Genomic DNA, 19,040 nt, shown 5'->3' with positions numbered 1-19,040 from the left:
TACATTTGTTAATAGTTTGATACTAAAAACAATAGCTTTTTTAACTAATTAATATTAAAGGCTTAATTTAAAAGCTAGGTTTCAATTAATTTAAGCTTATTAGCCACGCCATTCCAACTATCGGCATCAGCAGGCGCTGGTTTTACCTCAACAATGCGTGGCCACACCAATGCAAGCTCAGCATTAAGCTCGGTAAACTCTTTTTGCTCTTCTGGCAGCTCGTCTTCTTGGTAAATTGCTTCAGCTGGGCACTCTGGTACGCATAATCCACAATCTATGCAATCAATAGGGCTTATTGCTAAAAAGTTAGGGCCTTCGTAAAAGGCATCTGCAGGGCACACTGCCACACAATCTGTGTATTTACACTTAATACAGTTTTCGGTGACCACAAACGCCATAATAGTTTAAACCTAGTAATTAATTATTCAAAGCGAGGATCATACCCAACCCCATTAAAAACACAATAAATATGTGCCATCTGCGGTCAATTTAACGTAATATATGCGCCCTTAATGTATAGCCATTACGTGCCCTACACTTCTTATTGTGAGCGGATAATATTACCGCTAAGACACCTAAAAGAGATAACAATGATACGTTTAACCGAAATAAAGCTGCCGCTTGATCATAATGAAGACGCTATAGGCCAAGCCATAGTTGATAAACTAAAAATACAGCCAGCGCAGCTACACAGCTACAATGTGTTTAAACGTGGGTACGATGCACGTAAAAAAACGGCTATTTTACTTATTTATACCCTCGATATTGAAGTAGATAACGAAGAAGCGCTGTTAAACGCATTTGCAAAAGATCAGCACGTAAAACCTGCCCCTGATACCTCATACAAATTTGTTGCCCACGCCCCCGCTAACCTTACTGAGAGACCTGTAGTAATTGGCTTTGGCCCGTGTGGATTATTTGCGGGCTTAGTGCTGGCTCAAATGGGTTTTAACCCTATTATTTTAGAGCGCGGTAAAGAAGTACGCGAACGCACCAAAGACACCTTTGGCTTTTGGCGTAAACGTACCCTTAATACAGAGTCTAATGTGCAGTTTGGCGAGGGTGGCGCAGGTACATTTTCAGACGGTAAACTATACAGCCAAGTAAAAGATCCAAAACATTACGGGCGTAAAGTTATCACCGAATTTGTAGAAGCCGGCGCACCAGATGAAATTTTATATGTAAGTAAGCCACACATTGGTACGTTTAAACTTGTTACCATGATTGAAAAAATGCGCGCACGTATTATTGAACTTGGTGGTGAAATCCGCTTTAGTACCCGCGTAGACGATATTCATATAGATGATGGACAAGTAACAGGCTTAACGCTTTCAAACGGTGAAAAGCTAAATACCCGCCATGTAGTACTTGCTGTGGGACATAGCGCCCGTGATACCTTTAAAATGATTCACGATAAAGGCATTTATGTAGAAGCTAAACCGTTTTCTGTGGGCTTTAGAATCGAGCATAAGCAATCGATGATTGATGAGTGTCGTTTTGGGCCTAACGCGGGTAATCCCATTTTAGGCTCTGCTGATTATAAACTCGTTCACCATTGTGATAATGGCCGCACAGTTTACAGCTTTTGTATGTGCCCAGGAGGGACTGTTGTAGCCGCCACCTCTGAAGAAGGCCGCGTAGTAACAAACGGTATGAGCCAGTACTCTCGTAGTGAGCGCAATGCAAATAGTGCCATTGTAGTAGGTATTTCACCTGAAAAAGACTTCCCTGGTCACCCGCTTGCCGGCATTGATTTGCAACGTAAACTAGAAGAGCAAGCCTATGCATTAGGCGGTAGCAACTACGATGCACCAGCACAGTTAATTGGCGACTTTTTAAAAGGAAAAGCATCGGGCGATTTAGGTGATGTACAACCATCGTTTACACCAGGAATAAAACTCACCGATTTAGCAAATGTACTCCCGCAGTTTGCTATCGATGCAATACGCGAAGCCATACCTGCATTTAATAAGCAGATTCGTGGTTTTTCTACAAACGACGGTTTATTAACAGGGGTAGAAACCCGTACATCATCACCTATTAGTATCAAGCGCGATAAAAGCTTCCAAAGCATAAATACTAAAGGTTTATACCCAGCGGGTGAAGGCGCAGGTTACGCAGGTGGTATTTTATCTGCAGGTATTGATGGTATTAAAGCGGCTGAAGCCGTTGCACTCTCAATGTTAGAAAACGCTTAACCCTTTTAAATTATTAATCAAAAACCTCACTTAGTGAGGTTTTTTTGTTTATACCTTGAGCTAAATTGAGGCACAAAAAAACCTGAGTAAACCTCAGGTTTTTAAAAGCGCTACACTTTGTAAGCTTACTTTTTAAGGGTAAGCTTGGCGCCTTTTAAGCTTTTACGCACATTTGAAATACGTGAGCGATTTACCGCACGTGCTTCGCCTGTTGCTTGGCCTGTTGGCTTATTCGTACGGCTACGACGTAAATGCGCTGGTTTTTTACCTATTTTATCAATAAGTACTTCACGGCTACTTACTTCATAACCCTCTAAGTAAACACGCTTGATTTTTTGGCCAATTAACGACTCTATCTCAAACAAGGTGTTTTCTTCTTCGCGGCTTACAAACGAAATAGCTTGGCCTTGATTACCAGCACGACCTGTACGGCCAATGCGGTGTACGTAATCTTCTGCAAGCCATGGTAAATCAATATTAATTACTCGTGGTAGGCCTTCAATATCAATACCACGCGCTGCAACTTCGGTAGCCACTAAAACACGTACTTTGCCTTCTTTAAATTCACGAAGTGCACGTCGGCGGTTACCTTGCGATTTATCACCATGACATACAGTGGCAGGAATACCATCAAGGTTAAGTTCTTTAACCAGCTCATCCGCCGTTTCTTTCATGTTTACAAACACAAGTACCTGTTGCCAGTTCTTTTTACCAATCAGCTCAGAAAGCAGCTCTTGCTTACGACGCTCTTCAACTGGGTACACAACATGCTGTACTGTACTTGCAGTACTATTAGTTTGATCTACGCGAACAATTTCAGGCTGTTTTAATACTTTTGCTGCAAACTGCTTAATAGCCGCTGGAAAAGTGGCTGAGAAAAGTAAAATTTGGCGCTGCTCGTCACAACTTTTAATAACACTTTGCATATCTTCAATAAAGCCCATATCAAGCATACGGTCAGCTTCATCAAGTACTAAGTGTTTAACGCTTGCTAGGCTTAAATTACCTAAACGAATATGATCTAGTAAACGCCCTGGGGTTGCAACTACAACATCTACGCCGTCTTTAAGTGCATTTGCTTGGCCTGCGGTATTAACACCGCCAAATAGGCTCACTACTTTTAAAGTGGTATGTTTTGCATAGGCTTTAAAGTTATTTGCTATTTGCTCTGCCAGCTCACGAGTAGGCGCAAGCACTAACGCGTGCGGAGCATTGCTTGTGCTTAGCTCAGATTCAGTTAATTTTTGGATGATAGGTAAAGCAAACGCAGCCGTTTTACCCGTGCCTGTTTGGGCACTTGCTAAAACGTCTTTACCTTTACGAACAGCCGGAATAGCTGAACGCTGAATGGGCGTAAGGGTGTGGTAATTAAGTTCGTCTAACGCCTGAATAAGTTCAGGGGAAAAACTAAAAGATTTAAAATTCATGCTGTATAACCTGCGGCCACATTTATCAAGGGTCGCAAATTATACAGCAAAAACGAGTCAACAGTTAGTTATAACTTAACTAAAGTGCCTTTTAATGCAACGCCAGCGATAATTGTACCAGCACCGCATTCATATTCCGTGCTACTTACAAACTTACGCTTTTTATAATATGATTGTATATTTACAACTGCGTTCATGCCTTCTTTTATGGCACGCTCTTGTAGTGCTTTTAAAGCACTAAGCATGACCCACTCGCACGCTTCACGATCACTTTTATTAAATGCGTTAGTTTTTTTATTAGTGATCACTTCACCGTATTTACTGCTCTCACTACCGTAGCTTTGATCAGCAAAGTAAAGAGGTACATCTAATAGCGCACTTTTGGCTTTACTGGTTTCTAGCAGTGATTGAATAGGATATTTACCTATATCATCACGTGCTTCAACCGCACTCACTGTTAACAAAGATGTAGCTAATAATAAGCTTGTCATTAATTTCATTTTATATTCCTTCTTTTGTATAGAACTTCCATGCAACTCCAAAACCAAACGAGATATTACTATCGTGTTTCACTAAGGGACTACGTTGCTGTTTGCTTTGGGCTAAGTGGTGATATTTAATAAAGCCACCTAGCCAATATTTTTTACTATCTAAATTAAGCCCCAGCGAAATATCGGCGCCCGAATACCCCGACTGAGTATTAAACTTTGAACGTGAATCATGCGTATCTGATGCTGATATACTATAATAATAATTTAAGTAACGACCGTCGGCAAAATTGGCATTTGCTCTTACGCTAGTGGTAATTTCATAAGTTGGGGCAATAAACACCGGGCTTTCATAGTAGATGCTCGGCCCATAACGCCAACCGACGTTAGTCACTGAGCTAAAATCAGTTGCCATAGCTTTACGGGTGAATAAGCCAATATAAAATTGTTCTGCCGCTTGGGGATCACCTTTAAAGTAATAATTTAGCGAAGGTCCAAGTTCAAACACCCAATCTAAATCATCCATGCCTTCTCGAGCTTGGTTATCTGCGCTGTCAACGGCTATACTAACTCCAGCAGATATATCTAGGTGTACATTATCAAAATGCCATAAGTAACCAGTAAAGCTATTGCGGTCCACATCTAACTCATCACTTTGATAACGAACATAAGGCACAGGCATTATGTATTGCTCACTTTGATCTGATCCTAGATAGTGGGGGATATCAGCCACAAACACACCACCGCCTATTTCTAATTTAGATGTAGCAAAACTCAATGGGCTAAATAAACACAAAAATAACACTAACCAAGGCATATTACTCACCTTTAAAGCGTTTAAAAATCAATGAGGTATTAATGCCACCAAATGCAAAGTTATTACTCATTATATAATCGGTATCTATTTCACGGCCATGTTCTGTAATATAATCTAAAGGCGCACACTCATTGTCTACTTCTGTCAAATTAATTGTTGGGGCAAACCAATTATCAGTCATCATATTAATAGTAGCCCATGCTTCTATTGCACCACACGCCCCTAAAGTATGCCCTAAATAGCTTTTTAAAGAACTAATAGGTTTAACTCCCAGCGCATTAAAAGTAGCATGAGACTCAGCAATATCACCTCTATCGGTTGAGGTACCATGCGCATTGACATAACCTACTTTATCAGGTGATAAATTGGCATCTTGCAATGCCATTTCAATGGCTATTTGCATTGTATCTGAAGATGGTTGAGTAACATGTTGTCCATCAGAGTTACAGCCAAAACCGACAACCTCAGCCAATATATTTGCCCCTCTAGCTTTAGCATGCTCATACTCTTCAAGTATTAAAGTACCGGCTCCTTCTCCTATAACCAAGCCATCACGGTTTTTATCAAATGGGCGAGGCGTATTTTTAGGGGTGTCATTTTTAATACTTGTAGCATACAGCGTATCAAATACAGCTGCTTCGGTAATACAAAGCTCTTCTGCCCCCCCTGCTACCATTACTTTTTGACGACCAAACTTAATTGCCTCATAGGCGTAGCCAATACCCTGCGAGCCAGACGTACATGCCGAACTTGTGGTGATCACTCGTCCTTTTAAGCCAAAAAATACGCCTACATTTACTGGTGCTGTATGTGCCATCATTTGAATATAGCTTGTAGCTGTGACTCCAGACATTGAGCCACTTTCCAACATATTTGCAAATGCGAGAAGTGGCGGTGTTGAGCCGGTGGATGAGCCATATGCTACACCGGTAGAGCCGTCTGTAAGACTTTTATGTTCAAGTAAATCAGCTTGCTCAAGCGCACGCTCAGTTGCACGTGTGGACATAAGTGCCACTCGCCCCATTGAGCGTATTTGCTTACGTTTATAATGGTTAGGTTTTTCAAAATGGGTGACAGGGGCAGCTAAGCGCGTATTAAGCCCATCAGCTTTATCCCATTCACGCATTGTTACAACTGCATTTTCACCTTTAATCAAGGCGCTTTTAAATTCATCCCAATCATCGCCCAATGCGGTTATAACCGACATCCCTGTAACAACAACACGTTTCATTAAACCATCCCGCCGTTAACCGAAATAACTTGGCGAGTGATGTAAGCAGCATCATCAGACATTAAAAATGCAACTGTACCAGCCACTTCGTTCACTGTTCCCATACGTTTAAGTGGAATCATTTTCATCATTTCAGCAACCGGAAGCTCATCCGTCATTGCTGTTTCAATTAAACCAGGCGCTACACAATTTACAGTAATTTTTCGCTTAGCTAGTTCCAGCGATAGGGCTTTGGTAGCGCCAATAATACCTGCTTTCGCTGCGCTGTAATTTACTTGCCCTCTGTTGCCCGCAATACCCGACACTGAAGCCATAGTAATAATGCGCCCACCTTTACGAGTTTGTACCATGGGCATAACTGTTGGGTGCACAACATTATAAAAGCCATCTAACCCAGTTCTAATTACGCTATCCCAATCATCGCCCTGCATTGCCGGAAAAGCCATATCGTTGGTAATGCCCGCATTACACACCACACCATAGTAAGCACCATTGTTTGTAATATCTTGCTCAATTTGTTGCTTTGCCGCTGCTCTATCGCATACGTCAAATTGTAGTAGTGTAGTGCTTTGTCCAAGTGCGTGTATTTCTGCACATGTTTGCTGAGCTTGCTCTAAACCAGTTCTGCAATGAACAGTAATGTCATAACCTTGAGCTGCAAGTTTAAGTGCAATAGCCTTACCTATACCCCGGCTAGAGCCGGTCACTAAAATTCTTTTATTCATTGGTTTTCTCTTATAAATTCCAGCGGATCTTCTGGCTGAAATACATTTATTTTTGCATCACACAGTATTTTTTTATTTTCGCTTATTTGGCATTCAAACACACTTAAACCAGATTCTTCTTGGTAAAGCTTGTGAACATAAATAGTTAAGGTGCTGTTTTTACAAAACATGGCCTGATGTGTTTTATATTTTCGCGTGCCGATCAAAAAGCCAATTTTAACCGCTTCATTAATATCGTTAGCTAATGCTCCAGCATAGGCAGCTATAGACTGGGCCATATATTCAACACCTATATAACTTGGCACTCCCTCAATTTGCTCATTATAAAAAGGGCTTTGGGGTGTAATAGTCACAGAGCAGGTTGCACTTTCATCGCTGTATTCAACTAACTGATCTATTAAAATCATAGGAGCATCGTGGGGTACAACCTGCTCTATAGAATAATTATTCATTATGAGTACCTAAAATCAAACTAGCATTATTACCACCAAACGCAAATGAGTTAGATAGACAGTAATTTAATTTAACCGTGCTAGCTTGCTCAATAACGTTAACATCTGCCAGCTTATTTCTGTGTGTGCATTTATTAAAAGGCAAAGTAATATTTCCTCTCCCTCTGAGCAACAGCCAACAAATACCTGCTTCAATTGCACCAGCTGCACCTAAAGTGTGCCCAGTTAAGTACTTACTGGAGCTCAGCGGTGTATTGTTGCCAAACACACTATTAATTGCAAGGGCTTCCATTTCGTCATTTTTAATTGTTGCTGTGCCGTGTGCATTTATATAGTCAATATCACTAGGTAATAAGTCAGCAACGGTCAGAGCTGCTTTCATTGCCGATTTTGCACCATTACCGCTAGGGTCTGGCGCCGAAATGTGATGAGCATCAGAGCTTTCCCCACCACCTAAAAACATGACGCCATTTTCTAACGGTGCTTCTTTACTCATGACAAATAACGCAGCACCCTCACCAATATTAATACCATCTCTGTCATCGCAAAAAGGCTTACACATTCCAGTGCTCATTGATGCCAAGGCATTAAATCCATTAATGGTAAGTTTGCAAAGGCTGTCTACGCCACCACAAATTACAACGTCTGCTAAATCAGCAGTTATTAAAGCTTTTGCGCTAATGAGAGCTTTAGCACTTGAGGTACATGCCGTTGAAATACTATAACAAGGACCTAACGCCCCTACTTTTTCGGCTATGTAATGCGAAGGAGTAGCAAGTTCTTGATCAGCATATAAAAAGTCACTTGGCCACACACCTGAACTGTCGTGTTCAGCTCGAGCTTGTTCGCCATCATGCACCCCAGATGTACTTGTACCTACCACAACAGCAATTCGTGATTTATCAATATGTGAAAAACGCTTAAGTGTTGGGGATATTTGCTCAAGGGCTATATCAATTAGCGTATCAATACGGTGCTTTTGATTTAGAGGAACGCAGTCCACGTGCCCAACATAAAATGGCAAACCCTCTGTGCTTAAATCTTTTGTCTTTAAAAGCTGTGGGGCTTCATTATTTTGTAAGTTATTTAGGCTAATAATTGTATCTTCAACGCCTTTGCCCATTGCACTTACAATGCCTAAATCATTTAACCAAAAAGTCACTAGTTTACCTTCTCAAATGTAATTTGATAATGTCGCTCACTATTATTTAGTACTGTTTTATTATCGCTATAATTTATTGTAATAATCGAGCGGTTATTTTTTACTACACGCCTTTGTGTGGCTATCTGCTTTATAATCGCCCCAGATATTTTCTCATTAAGAAATAATACAGGCCAATGCACTAAGGCAATATCTGCCAATATATAAGCTGGGTCTAAATCAACACCGACTATCATTTTAGTAACATTAGGTGGTTGGTTATTTAGTTTTTCAAGCTTTAAAATAGGTAAGCCTTGTGTAGTCATTAACAATAAGTTGATAGTACCCTGCTTGTTTATTTCTAATTGTGCTAATAATGTATGCTCTTTCTCATTGTTTTGAATATATAAAACATGCTGCCAATTTTGATCAAACATTTGTACAGGCACATGCGAAATATCAAGTGTAGTGGCTGCAGAAATATCAACACGCTCACTGCTTTTATATGTGCTACTACATGCTGTTATGCAAACACACACTAAAGCTATAAAAGTACATTTTAAAAAGTGTCTGATATGAGCCTCAATAACTGGGATTAATTTTGACATAGCTGCGCTAATACATTTAAACGTCGCTCACTTTGAGCAACAAATGGATTATTTTTATCCCATGCGTAACCCGCTAAAATAGCACTGATCATTTCACGAACCTGCGAGTTTTGTTCTGAATAAAAAATAACGTCTTGAAATCGGGTATCGTACCAACCTTTAACAAAGGTTTTAAAACAATCAACTCCTGCCTGCAATGGCTCGGCGTAACATTCCTCAAAATCAATCACTTCTCCATTTAAATAATCATCAATAAGGGGGGCAATTAAGTGTGCAGACTTTAAAGCAATAGTCACCCCAGATGAAAACACCGGATCTAAAAATTCACCCGCATTGCCTAGTAAAGCAAAATGCTTTCCATGTAGCGTACATACATTAGCAGAGTAACCACTAATGCTACGCGCTTGTGTTATAGGTACGCGATTAGCTAAAAGTTTTTTTAAGTAAGGGTCTTGCTCTATAAACTGTTTTAAGGTGTCAGCTTCACTACTCTCATTAAAGCGTGTTTGCTTTGCAACAACCCCAATGCTGGACGTGCCATCACTAAAGGGGATGAGCCAATACCAAACATCATTAAATTTAGGGTGAACGGTTATTAAAATTTTATTTCTATCAAACAGCTCGTCAGTAATGCCATCATTAAAGTGACTGAAATAAGCACTACGCACAGGAAAAGTAGAAGGTTTTTCTAAACTTAAAAGTTTTGGTAAAACTCGGCCGAAACCACTCGCATCAAGTACAAACTTAGCCCTTACATCATACGTTTGATTTTTATTATTTTGCACTTGCAGCGTCGCACTAGCAGCTTCATCAGTAAAACCAATAACACTATGCTGATAGCGAATTTCAACGCCTTGATGCTGCGCTCTATCAGCAATCAGCTTATCAAAATCAGCCCGTTTAACTTGAAAAGTAGTACCCGGGCCTAGGCTAAATTTTTCAGTAAAATTTATAGCTGTATTTTGGCCATTACGATGAAACGCAGCACCATCTTTAAATTGAAAGCCAAGCTCATCTGCATGTTCATGTATTGTGTTAACTAGCCCAGCATCAGCTAAATACTCCATACATTGAGGTAATAAGCTTTCGCCAATTGAAAAACGAGGAAATACTTGTTGCTCTAGCACCAGCACTTTCCAGCCTTTTTGTACTAATAAGCTACTTACAAGTGCACCTGAAGGCCCTGCTCCTATAACCACAACATCATACTGCTCAAGGTTGTTCAAATTATTATTCCTTTTGAGACTTTAATACACTTAATGGAGATAAAATATATACGGCTAAAATCCCTACCATAACAGTAAGGCCAAAACTAAAAATGGCGGGGGTACCTGAAAAGGCGAGCATACCAAACACACACATCGAAGAGGCGGCCGACAAGCTAATGGCCAATACATTTACCGCCGTTAAGTTGTTAATTTGGTAAAACACTAAATAATCTATGGCTAGGCCAATAATGAGTAAGCCACCTAGCAGATTAAAAATTGAGATACTTCCTTGCGCTGCATTACATACCCAAAGCATAGTCAATAGGCTGGCACTTAATGTTATCACCTGCACAGTGCCAATCCGAAGGCCAAATTTATAGCTAAATAAAACAAAGCAAATAACAATGGCCACGCCCAATGTAAGCAATAAATACTGGCTGTAGTTTTCAAGTAGGCTACTGATTTGCTCAGGCTTGTTATATATAATCGCATCTTCATAAGCATTAACGCTAGAAGTTAACGCGTGCGTGGATATTCCCGATACAGAAAACCAAGTAACAGCCTTATTAGGCTCAACAAACATTTGTGCATTTAAAAGTGCTGAAAAATGACTATTTGCTAAAGCGTCGTAACTCAAAAGTTCTGTGTTAGCTGACTCAACTTTTATCCCTGTATATTTTTCAGTGATAATTAACACATCGTTTTTAACAGCTCCGTTAAAGAGCGCTAAATTATTTTTTTGCGTGCGCTTACTAGGTAACCAACGCTTAATAGCATTGTGTTTAAGATGTGGGTTAATACGCTTTAAATCATCTATTAGTTGCTCTTGCTTTTGCAGTAGTTGTTCAGCATTTGATGCAAATAAAAATACAATGTGGGCATCTAACTGTCCCAATAAAGTTAAATGCTTTTGCTCATTAAGTATTAGTTGCTGTGGGCTTGCATTTAGTAAACGTACATCGTTGTTAAATGAAACCGGTTTAAGGTAAAACAAAAACATTAACACCAGCCCCAATACGAGTAAAACCGATTGCTTACAACGGTTAAAGCGCACCATTAAACCTAATAACTGCTGACTTTTAATCAAACTTCGCTCAGAGAGTACAAGCTTAGATTGCCAGATAGGTAATATAATTAATGTGAATAACCAGGCGCTCGCAAGCCCAGCAATTACAAACACTGCTACTTGCGATAAAAGTGAAATTGGCGCACCTAATAAACAGCTATAGCCGAGGCCTGTTGTAATAAAAGATAAAAGCAAAGCTGTTTTTGTGCCTTTACTTAACCCACTACTTTGGTAAAAACTGTTGCCATACGCTAAATCAGTCATCGCATGAAATGCATAATCAATAGCTATACCAATTAGGGTTACAGCAAAAACCAGTGTTAATAAATGAATCGAATTAAACACAAATACCATGGCCGTAGCACCACCAGCCAGTGCACTAAGTACGGTTAAGCTTGCAAGTAAAATGCTACTGACTTGCCTAAATACCCAAAACACCATTAAAAGTAATGCGATTACACTAAGGCCACCAAATAAGCTCATTTCATACTTAGCTTGCTGAGCGTTTTCAGCTGTATGAAAAAGAGCACCTGAATAGCGAATAGTGGTCTGTGGGTACGTATCATTTAAACTTTCAAGCTTATTTTTAATGCTGTTCGCAAGCTTAATAGACTCATCAATTGGGAGGCTATTGTTAGGAATGGTAGCCAATATAACAGCATAATCAGTATGCTTTAAACGGCGCGTTAACCGCTCATTTCTTAAAGAGAATAACTGACTTTGTTTTAAATTATCACCTATAAATGCAGCAAGACTTAAACTAATATCGGCTTTTAGTGTGGCACTTACAAAAGGGTTTCCTAATTGATTTAATTGAGTAAGGTAAAATGACTCAAACTGTGCTTTATCAACCATACTATTTTTATAATTGTCGCTGAGCAGCGCATGTTGATACGCAGAGAACACTGAAGATAACTGCTCAATGCTTGGCAGTTCAAAGCTATTTTTTATATCACGTTTTAACAGCCATGATTTAAGCTCGTCATGTGCTAAGTTTTTACCATCACCAGTAAATGAAAACATAATACGGTTTGCATTTTTTTTAAAAAAGACCTCTTCGCCGTACGCCAATTGAGAATGTGATTTTGGTAATAAACTAAACATATCAGCATTTAATACAGGCTTAGTGATATACAAAGCAGCACAAAGTAAAACAGCTAAAAAACCAAACCATGTAATAAGTACACTAATACGTTTAATCACATCACTTTTCCGAAGGTTACTTACACTTATTAATTATTAGGTGTATTTGCATAAGAAAACTCTATTACTGTGTTGCTACCCGAGTGCTCATTTAAGGTTATACTTTGTACACGCTGGTTATTTTCACAAAGAATAAAATGGCTAAACAGCTGTTTTAATAGCGTATCTTTTGGCTTTAATAATAAACAGCCTGTTTGATTTGTTACATCAAAACGCGCATATAAGGCTTTCATATCTAATGCGAGTAAGTCAGTTAATAAGCCTACAAACTGCTCGCTGCCAGGCTGAGGAGTAAGCTCACCCTCTTTATTTTTCACAAATACTTGGCCATTCTCGATTAGTAATGTACTTTGCACTGGTGTTTTTACATACCAAAGCAGCTTTTCCCCTTCAAGTGTAAATTCCCCTTTAGAGATGAATGGTTTAGAGAAGCCGGCAAAATGCTTTAATTGCTTAAATTCACCCGAAACTGTCGTAGCAGCTAATAAACTGGCACTAAAAAAAACAAAATAAAGACAACTAACAAACACACAATTTTTTAAATAATTCATAGCATCATCCAATATTAGCTAAGTATTTTTGCAAGCTTATCAACTATCACCGCTGGTGAGGCAAACTGCATTTCTTTAGTCGATATCTCAACAGCAACTTGAGTGGTAGTCGCTTTAGTAATACGCTTATTCGTTATGGCATCTGTAATTACATAATCAATTTTTAATCGGTTTTCGAACTCTTTTAAATGCGCGGTCACTTTAATTTTTTGGGTAAATATGGCGGATGCCACGTACTTAATTTGCATATCCACTATTGGCCACGCATAACCCGACTCCATCATTTGAGGATAGTCGTAATCAAATAATCGCAGTAACTCACAGCGAGCCACCTCTAAGTAGCGAGGGTAATTACCATGCCATACAACATTCATCGGATCGCAGTCATGAAATGGAATTTCAATTTCCACTTCATGAGTTAGCAAAGCGCCTTTACTATTCATATAAAGCCCAACGTTTTTCTTGAATATAACTAATGGTTTGTCTAAGTACCGCTTCCATTGGCCTATCTTCAGTTAGGTTTTCGAAATAATGAGTTATGTCAGTATACATCGCTTGCATATCTGCAGTTAAACTTGAAAATTCGAGTTCGCCTTGTTTAATACGCAGCCTCACCCCTTGAATACTTGCTAGTAACGTACTTGCAATAACCTGCTCTGTAAGCTGTAAAATACGCAAACAATCACGTGAGGCAATAGTCCCCATACTTACTTTATCTTGATTATGGCACTCAGTAGAGCGAGAAAATACACTTGCAGGCATCGTTAACTTAAGCGCTTCAGCAGTATAGGCACTGGCGCCTATTTGCACGGCTTTAAAGCCATGATTTATGTAACGACGTTCAGCCTCACTGTCTGATAAATTTGATGGTAATCCATTATTAAATTTAGTATCGACCAATGAAGCGATTTGCCTGTCAGCTAAATCTGCCAGATTTGCAATCGCCGTTTTCATACTATCCATTGCCATTGCAATGTGGCCGCCATAAAAATGGCCACCATGAAGTACATGTTCACCCTCGCCATCAATAATGGGGTTATCGTTTGCAGAGTTAAGCTCGTTTTCTATCATCTGCCTGAAAAATGGCAAACTATCTTGCAATACACCAATAACATGCGGTGCACAGCGAATAGAGTACCTATCTTGCAGTCTATCAGCGTTACGAGGATGGTCATGATGGTTTAAATCATCTCGTATCCATTTAGCAACTTGTTGCTGCCCAGGATGAGGCTTAACAGAGAATAAAATTTCATCAAAATGATGACTATTACCTTTAAGAGCAAGGCTAGACAATGCAGTAATCCTACTTGCAAGTTTTGCTAAATAATTGGCTCTATCAAACGCTAAACAAGCCAGTGCGGTCATCACAGCTGTACCATTCATAACTGCAAGCCCCTCTTTTGGGCGAAGCGTTAAAGGCTTTAAACCAGCCGCTTGCATTACCTGCGCGCTGTTAAGTATTTTATCTTTGTAAAAAACATCACGTTCACCAACCATAGCACCTGCTACATACGACAGTGGGGTTAAATCACCGCTAGCGCCTACCGAACCTTCTTGAGGAATAACAGGTACTATATCAAGGTTTAAATAGTCTTTGAGAAGATTAAGCATTTCCCAGCTTACGCCAGAATAGCCTTGTGAAAGTGATGCTAAGCGCGTAGCTAAAATTGCACGCCCTTGTACTTTATTAAACACATCGCCTAGTCCACAACCATGAAAGCGCGTTAAATGTAATGGTAGCTCATCAACTAAGTTAAGTGGTACAGGAACCGTGACTGAGTCACCATAGCCTGTAGTTACCCCATAAATCACACCATCTTCTTTGAGTAGAGAGTCTAAAAAGCTAAGCGCGCTATCAATTTTTGCGCTAAATTGCTCGCAGCCACTTAATTGCACCTGAGTATTTTGATGTGCAATATTAACAATATCTTCAATAGAAAGTTGTTGGTTTCCAAAAAGCTGTACTTCCTGAGCTGACACTCTACTTCTCCTTTGCATTGCTGCGTTCTACTTGCTGATCGTTTTGCCAAAAATCATAAAAATTAAACCACTGATAAGGATACCGCGCGGCATAAAAGCCTAAACGTGCAGAAAAATCTGTAATTACAGTGGTTAATAGACCTTGCCTTTGTGAGCGGGGTATTTTTAATGTTTGGCTATAATGTTCAAAAATCACATGATACTTTTTTGTTTTTTTATCTTTTAAGCAAAATAAAAAGTAAACGGGGCAATCTAATAATGCAGCTAATATAAAAGGCCCTTGAGAAAAAGATGCTGGCTTACCTAAAAACTCAACACGTGTTGATCGCTCACCCGTTGTAGCGCTTGTTCTATCACCAACAATAACGACTATTTCACCCTGCTCTACTTTATCTTTTAATAAAATAGCTAGATCAGGCCCCATATCGCTCACTTGAATTAAGTTAACCGACACCGCGGGGTTAATTTTTTTAAGCATTTTATTAAATTCAACAGCGTGATGAGTAAATACAAGCACATTAATTTTTTTACTGCTGCGATGCTGGCTCAGTGCTCTACATACCTCAAGGTTACCCAAGTGAGAGCCAATAAAAATGGCCCCTTGCTGTTGCTCATTTAAATCAATAAACAGCTGTTCATTAGTATATTGGATATCCTTTTTTGAAATTCGACCGAGCCAACCATCAATTTTATCAAGGGCGCTATCGGCAAAACTACAAAAATGCATAAGCTGTTGTTTAAAAGTTACTTTACGCTCAACATTATTGTAATTATTAACTTGGACTAAAAACTGCTTAGAAGCCGCGCGTGCAACTTTACCGGTAATAAACAAATAGCAAACAACCGGGAACAAAATAACCCACAGCCCTTTACGACCAAGTACTTTATGGGCAAATAGTAATATTTGTATACCTAAAAAGTTACCTCGCTCTTGCATTTTAGACCAATGTTTAACGGCCATAACGTCTCTTATATTTATGCCATAGTAAAACAGGTGAACGAAGCAGCATGCCAAAAAACAAACGCGTATGTAACCACGAAATACGCACATTATCTTGGAGTGGCTGGAAGTGTGACAAGCCATTTTCTGGGTAAATAACCTGGCTTGGTAAAAAAACAAATGGAACGTTGCGCCAATATAACCTAACCAGTATTTCTGGATCAAAGTCCATACGCTTACCGAGATTAACCTCACTTATAAGCTTATTAGTCACATTTAAAGGGTAGACTCTAAAACCACACATTGAGTCCACAATTTTAAAGCTGAGCGTTTCTATCCATACCCACACATGGGTTAAATAACGTGCTAAGTAACGGTGCTTGGGAACCGATTCATCATACATTGGGCAACAACTAATTAATGCCTGTGGGTGTGTGTTTGAAAGCTCAATCAACTTTTTGATATCTGATAAATTATGTTGCCCATCTGCATCTACTTGTATTGCATGGCTATAACCTTGCCCATACGCGCAGCGCAATCCTGTTTGTACCGCACCGCCTTTGCCTTCATTTTGCTCATGCGATATAAGAGTGAGGTGGGCATATTTTTTCTCAAGAGTAGCAAAAAGAGATTTAGCCTGCACACTACTGGCATCATCAACCATTATTATTGGCAGCGTATACTCAGTTAACGTTGCAAGTACTTCATCTATAACACTTACATGATTAAAATTAGGTATAACAATACAAAAATTATTCATCTGTATCACTTTTAAACACTATACGCCCTGAGGCGTGTTGGCCTTTATCTGATTGATACGAAAAGCCATACTTACCGCCAGGCTTTTCTTCTACAGTTAATTTAATTGTTAGACCAGGGGTAATAACAACCTGAAACTTAAGCACTTCAATATCTTTTACTTCACGTTTAACATTAAAGTATTTTCGCACGGCATCTACGGCCCAATCGAGCTGCACTACACCTGCTAAAATAGGGCCTTGACTAAAGTGACCTTTAAAATAATCTAAACTTGGCGGTATAAAAAGCGTTAGGCAATGACTCTGTGTTGACGATACACAGTTAACAAGTTCAGGCTTTGTGTTAATCAGCTTTGACAAAAAGAGACTCCAATACTTTTAAATTTATTTTAGCTTGCGTGTTGTAGGGTAAATGATTTAGAAAACGCCATTTTTTAGGCGTACAGATCCCTTCAAAACGATTCAATGTATGTGTTTTTAAAAGCGTATTAGTCGCTAACTTTCCATTGGCGTTTAAATATGCTTGTCCTTTATGTGTAAGCACTATAACAGCGCCTAATACTAAACGTTTCCCATTTAGCGTTATTACTTTAGCTTCCTGTACCCACTCACTTTTGCATAAATGTAGCTCTAGTTCGTCAAGGCTTAAGCGTTTTTCTTCAAGCTTTATAATACGGTCAAAACGACCTAGTAATTCAAATTGGCCATTATGAAATAATGTACCTCGGTCATCTAATAAATAGTTTGTTTGCTCAACTAAAGGCGAATTCAACACTAATCGTTGTTCAGAGGTACTGTGTAATGTGATCCCTAAAAATGGCTGCCAATGACTAACGTTCTCTAAAGACACAACCTGACGATATGCAATTCCGCCAGTTTCGGTGCTGCCAAATACTTGAGTAATGGGTTTATTTAGCTGTTTATTTAAAGTGACAGCGTCTTCATTTTGAAGCGGCCCACCGGATGAGAAAACCCACTGTAAATGTGACTTTTCTTCTATTAAAACGTTATCTTGATGCAGCCGCTTTAGCTGTGCCGGACTGGATATAAACACGGCCTGTGTAATTGTTTTAAGTTTAGTAGCAATATGCTCGGGGTAGTTAAGCAAGTCTGTATCAATTATGTGGTTATTGCTAAGCGGCCATAACACTCTAAATAACAAACCGTAAATATGCTGATGCGAAACACTGGCAATAAATACAGGGTTACGTTTTAAAGCAAACGTACTGTTGAGCGTTTTTATCTCTTTATTAAGCACTCGCCACGATTTAAAAATAGGCTTAGATTGACCTGAAGAGCCAGAAGTATAAAAAACAAGGTTACCTTCACTCGGCCAAGCAATTTTATTGAACGGTGTGTAGTTAGGTGTAGTTGTTAAATTACCAATATTTTCAAATGGCGTAGTCGCATGCTCGACCAAATCACTATCGCCCAAATAGTAAGGGGTTTGCTCTAAAAGCGCATTGAGTGTTTCGCTTTGACCATTAGGCGGTAAAATTATAGTCCAGCCTTTATGCGCCAATGCAAAAAGGTTTACAGCAAAATCATAGCTACTACTGTTGAAAAGCACTGCCGATGCTTTAGTAGGCGATTGCGGAATTTTAGCCAAAACTTGATTAATATCATTAACAAATTGACGCTCAGATAACGCTGAGCCATTATGATTAAATCGAATATTTATGCTTGCGTTATCTAAAGTATTAAACACCTGCATTCCTTTTTACTTTTTTCCTTACTAACCACTCTACTGCAAATAAAACACCCATAATAATGTATGCAATAAAACCGTTATAAAATGCCCACACATCAAGAGCTGTATACACACTAGTGTATAACGCTATACTGGCGTTAAAAACAAAAAAAACGCACCATATTTTAGTTACATTTTTAGTGTACGAAATGGCTCTTTTATCAAGCTTTGGCTCAGTGATACGCGCAAACGTTTCTATGATACTTGGACCTTTATAAAGCGAGTAAGCAAAAACAAAAAACATAACAGTATTTACAATAACCGGATAAAGCCGAATACCAAAATCACTGCCCATCGTTTTAGATAAGCCAATAGCTAAAATTCCAAGTAATGAGGCTGGCTTTATCCATGGCATTTTAGCTAATAAAGGCTTGCTTAGCCAAAGCCTTATTATTAACAGTGTTAATAAAATCACAGTGAGTAAATAACTGTTGAAACGTGTCAGCCCTATATAAACAATGAAAGGGTAACAGGTTAAAAAAATCATTATTAACGCT

Annotated in this window: 20 protein-coding genes; 1 reads left to right on the top strand and 19 read right to left on the bottom strand. The window is 39.2% G+C overall.

Annotated elements, in window-relative coordinates; genetic code table 11:
* Positions 1-74: 74 nt before the first annotated feature.
* Positions 75-398, bottom strand: coding sequence for a ferredoxin FdxA (gene fdxA, locus MSC25_RS11820; protein WP_055254052.1), 324 nt, complete (start codon positions 396-398; stop codon positions 75-77).
* 192 nt (positions 399-590) lie between these two features.
* On the opposite strand from fdxA, the gene MSC25_RS11815 reads away from it, so the two are divergent.
* On the top strand, positions 591-2,198 hold the full coding sequence (locus MSC25_RS11815; protein WP_248443516.1) for an NAD(P)/FAD-dependent oxidoreductase: 1,608 nt from the start codon (positions 591-593) through the stop codon (positions 2,196-2,198).
* A gap of 125 nt (positions 2,199-2,323) precedes the next feature.
* Here the strand turns inward: MSC25_RS11815 and MSC25_RS11810 are convergent, their stop codons facing one another.
* From MSC25_RS11810 to MSC25_RS11725, 18 genes are all read right to left on the bottom strand, one after another.
* Positions 2,324-3,625, bottom strand: a complete 1,302-nt coding sequence (locus MSC25_RS11810) for a DEAD/DEAH box helicase (protein ID WP_248443514.1) — start codon at positions 3,623-3,625, stop codon at positions 2,324-2,326.
* Between the two features lie 68 nt (positions 3,626-3,693).
* The gene (locus tag MSC25_RS11805; RefSeq protein WP_096042945.1) at positions 3,694-4,125 is read right to left on the bottom strand and encodes an excinuclease ABC subunit A; all 432 of its coding nucleotides are present in this window, start codon (positions 4,123-4,125) and stop codon (positions 3,694-3,696) included.
* 1 nt (position 4,126) lies between these two features.
* Positions 4,127-4,930: a MipA/OmpV family protein gene (locus MSC25_RS11800; RefSeq protein WP_082430525.1), complete on the bottom strand. Its 804-nt coding sequence runs from the start codon at positions 4,928-4,930 to the stop codon at positions 4,127-4,129.
* 1 nt (position 4,931) lies between these two features.
* The gene (locus MSC25_RS11795) at positions 4,932-6,161 is read right to left on the bottom strand and encodes a beta-ketoacyl-ACP synthase (protein WP_096042944.1); all 1,230 of its coding nucleotides are present in this window, start codon (positions 6,159-6,161) and stop codon (positions 4,932-4,934) included.
* The gene (fabG, locus tag MSC25_RS11790) at positions 6,161-6,886 is read right to left on the bottom strand and encodes a 3-oxoacyl-ACP reductase FabG (RefSeq protein WP_029772005.1); all 726 of its coding nucleotides are present in this window, start codon (positions 6,884-6,886) and stop codon (positions 6,161-6,163) included. The genes MSC25_RS11795 and fabG overlap by 1 nt, the downstream gene beginning before the upstream one ends.
* A complete protein-coding gene (locus tag MSC25_RS11785; protein ID WP_004586464.1) occupies positions 6,883-7,338 on the bottom strand; it encodes a hotdog family protein in 456 nt (151 codons plus the stop codon). The genes fabG and MSC25_RS11785 overlap by 4 nt, the downstream gene beginning before the upstream one ends.
* Entirely contained in the window at positions 7,331-8,500 is a 1,170-nt protein-coding gene (locus MSC25_RS11780) for a beta-ketoacyl-ACP synthase (protein ID WP_096042942.1), read from the bottom strand. Before MSC25_RS11780 ends, MSC25_RS11785 begins: the two co-directional genes overlap by 8 nt.
* Positions 8,500-9,087: a DUF3261 domain-containing protein gene (locus MSC25_RS11775; protein WP_064387204.1), complete on the bottom strand. Its 588-nt coding sequence runs from the start codon at positions 9,085-9,087 to the stop codon at positions 8,500-8,502. Before MSC25_RS11775 ends, MSC25_RS11780 begins: the two co-directional genes overlap by 1 nt.
* Complete coding sequence (locus MSC25_RS11770) at positions 9,075-10,313, bottom strand: NAD(P)/FAD-dependent oxidoreductase (protein WP_248443513.1); 1,239 nt, start codon at positions 10,311-10,313, stop codon at positions 9,075-9,077. Before MSC25_RS11770 ends, MSC25_RS11775 begins: the two co-directional genes overlap by 13 nt.
* A gap of 4 nt (positions 10,314-10,317) precedes the next feature.
* A complete protein-coding gene (locus tag MSC25_RS11765; RefSeq protein ID WP_248443511.1) occupies positions 10,318-12,564 on the bottom strand; it encodes a transporter in 2,247 nt (748 codons plus the stop codon).
* Between the two features lie 29 nt (positions 12,565-12,593).
* Positions 12,594-13,115: an outer membrane lipoprotein carrier protein LolA gene (locus MSC25_RS11760; protein ID WP_029771999.1), complete on the bottom strand. Its 522-nt coding sequence runs from the start codon at positions 13,113-13,115 to the stop codon at positions 12,594-12,596.
* A 14-nt stretch (positions 13,116-13,129) separates the two neighbouring features.
* Complete coding sequence (locus tag MSC25_RS11755; protein WP_096042938.1) at positions 13,130-13,558, bottom strand: acyl-CoA thioesterase; 429 nt, start codon at positions 13,556-13,558, stop codon at positions 13,130-13,132.
* Positions 13,551-15,095 (bottom strand): aromatic amino acid ammonia-lyase, encoded by a 1,545-nt coding sequence (locus MSC25_RS11750; RefSeq protein WP_039037438.1) that lies wholly within the window; start codon positions 15,093-15,095, stop codon positions 13,551-13,553. Before MSC25_RS11750 ends, MSC25_RS11755 begins: the two co-directional genes overlap by 8 nt.
* Position 15,096: 1 nt before the next feature.
* Positions 15,097-16,056 (bottom strand): acyltransferase, encoded by a 960-nt coding sequence (locus tag MSC25_RS11745; protein WP_029771996.1) that lies wholly within the window; start codon positions 16,054-16,056, stop codon positions 15,097-15,099.
* Positions 16,046-16,795, bottom strand: coding sequence for a glycosyltransferase family 2 protein (locus MSC25_RS11740; protein WP_248443510.1), 750 nt, complete (start codon positions 16,793-16,795; stop codon positions 16,046-16,048). Before MSC25_RS11740 ends, MSC25_RS11745 begins: the two co-directional genes overlap by 11 nt.
* Complete coding sequence (locus tag MSC25_RS11735; protein ID WP_029771994.1) at positions 16,788-17,153, bottom strand: hypothetical protein; 366 nt, start codon at positions 17,151-17,153, stop codon at positions 16,788-16,790. The genes MSC25_RS11740 and MSC25_RS11735 overlap by 8 nt, the downstream gene beginning before the upstream one ends.
* Positions 17,137-18,507, bottom strand: a complete 1,371-nt coding sequence (locus MSC25_RS11730) for an AMP-binding protein (protein ID WP_248443509.1) — start codon at positions 18,505-18,507, stop codon at positions 17,137-17,139. The genes MSC25_RS11735 and MSC25_RS11730 overlap by 17 nt, the downstream gene beginning before the upstream one ends.
* Entirely contained in the window at positions 18,494-19,030 is a 537-nt protein-coding gene (locus tag MSC25_RS11725; RefSeq protein WP_248443507.1) for a hypothetical protein, read from the bottom strand. Before MSC25_RS11725 ends, MSC25_RS11730 begins: the two co-directional genes overlap by 14 nt.
* Positions 19,031-19,040 lie beyond the last annotated feature (10 nt).

Origin of the sequence: Pseudoalteromonas sp. 1CM17D (assembly GCF_023161805.1) — a bacterium.
Lineage (GTDB): Bacteria > Pseudomonadota > Gammaproteobacteria > Enterobacterales > Alteromonadaceae > Pseudoalteromonas > Pseudoalteromonas atlantica.
Note: the sequence above shows the minus strand (reverse complement) of the source record. Positions and strands in the feature narration are given on the sequence as shown.

Excerpts from the sequence above, each read along its gene's own strand:
- fdxA (WP_055254052.1), bottom strand. The coding sequence starts at position 398 with ATGGCGTTTGTGGTCACCGAAAACTGTATTAAGTGTAAATACACAGAT.
- MSC25_RS11815 (WP_248443516.1), top strand. The coding sequence starts at position 591 with ATGATACGTTTAACCGAAATAAAGCTGCCGCTTGATCATAATGAAGAC.
- MSC25_RS11810 (WP_248443514.1), bottom strand. The coding sequence starts at position 3,625 with ATGAATTTTAAATCTTTTAGTTTTTCCCCTGAACTTATTCAGGCGTTA.
- MSC25_RS11805 (WP_096042945.1), bottom strand. The coding sequence starts at position 4,125 with ATGAAATTAATGACAAGCTTATTATTAGCTACATCTTTGTTAACAGTG.
- MSC25_RS11800 (WP_082430525.1), bottom strand. The coding sequence starts at position 4,930 with ATGCCTTGGTTAGTGTTATTTTTGTGTTTATTTAGCCCATTGAGTTTT.
- MSC25_RS11795 (WP_096042944.1), bottom strand. The coding sequence starts at position 6,161 with ATGAAACGTGTTGTTGTTACAGGGATGTCGGTTATAACCGCATTGGGC.
- fabG (WP_029772005.1), bottom strand. The coding sequence starts at position 6,886 with ATGAATAAAAGAATTTTAGTGACCGGCTCTAGCCGGGGTATAGGTAAG.
- MSC25_RS11785 (WP_004586464.1), bottom strand. The coding sequence starts at position 7,338 with ATGAATAATTATTCTATAGAGCAGGTTGTACCCCACGATGCTCCTATG.
- MSC25_RS11775 (WP_064387204.1), bottom strand. The coding sequence starts at position 9,087 with ATGTCAAAATTAATCCCAGTTATTGAGGCTCATATCAGACACTTTTTA.
- MSC25_RS11760 (WP_029771999.1), bottom strand. The coding sequence starts at position 13,115 with ATGAATTATTTAAAAAATTGTGTGTTTGTTAGTTGTCTTTATTTTGTT.
- MSC25_RS11755 (WP_096042938.1), bottom strand. The coding sequence starts at position 13,558 with ATGAATAGTAAAGGCGCTTTGCTAACTCATGAAGTGGAAATTGAAATT.
- MSC25_RS11745 (WP_029771996.1), bottom strand. The coding sequence starts at position 16,056 with ATGGCCGTTAAACATTGGTCTAAAATGCAAGAGCGAGGTAACTTTTTA.
- MSC25_RS11740 (WP_248443510.1), bottom strand. The coding sequence starts at position 16,795 with ATGAATAATTTTTGTATTGTTATACCTAATTTTAATCATGTAAGTGTT.
- MSC25_RS11730 (WP_248443509.1), bottom strand. The coding sequence starts at position 18,507 with ATGCAGGTGTTTAATACTTTAGATAACGCAAGCATAAATATTCGATTT.
- MSC25_RS11725 (WP_248443507.1), bottom strand. The coding sequence starts at position 19,030 with ATGATTTTTTTAACCTGTTACCCTTTCATTGTTTATATAGGGCTGACA.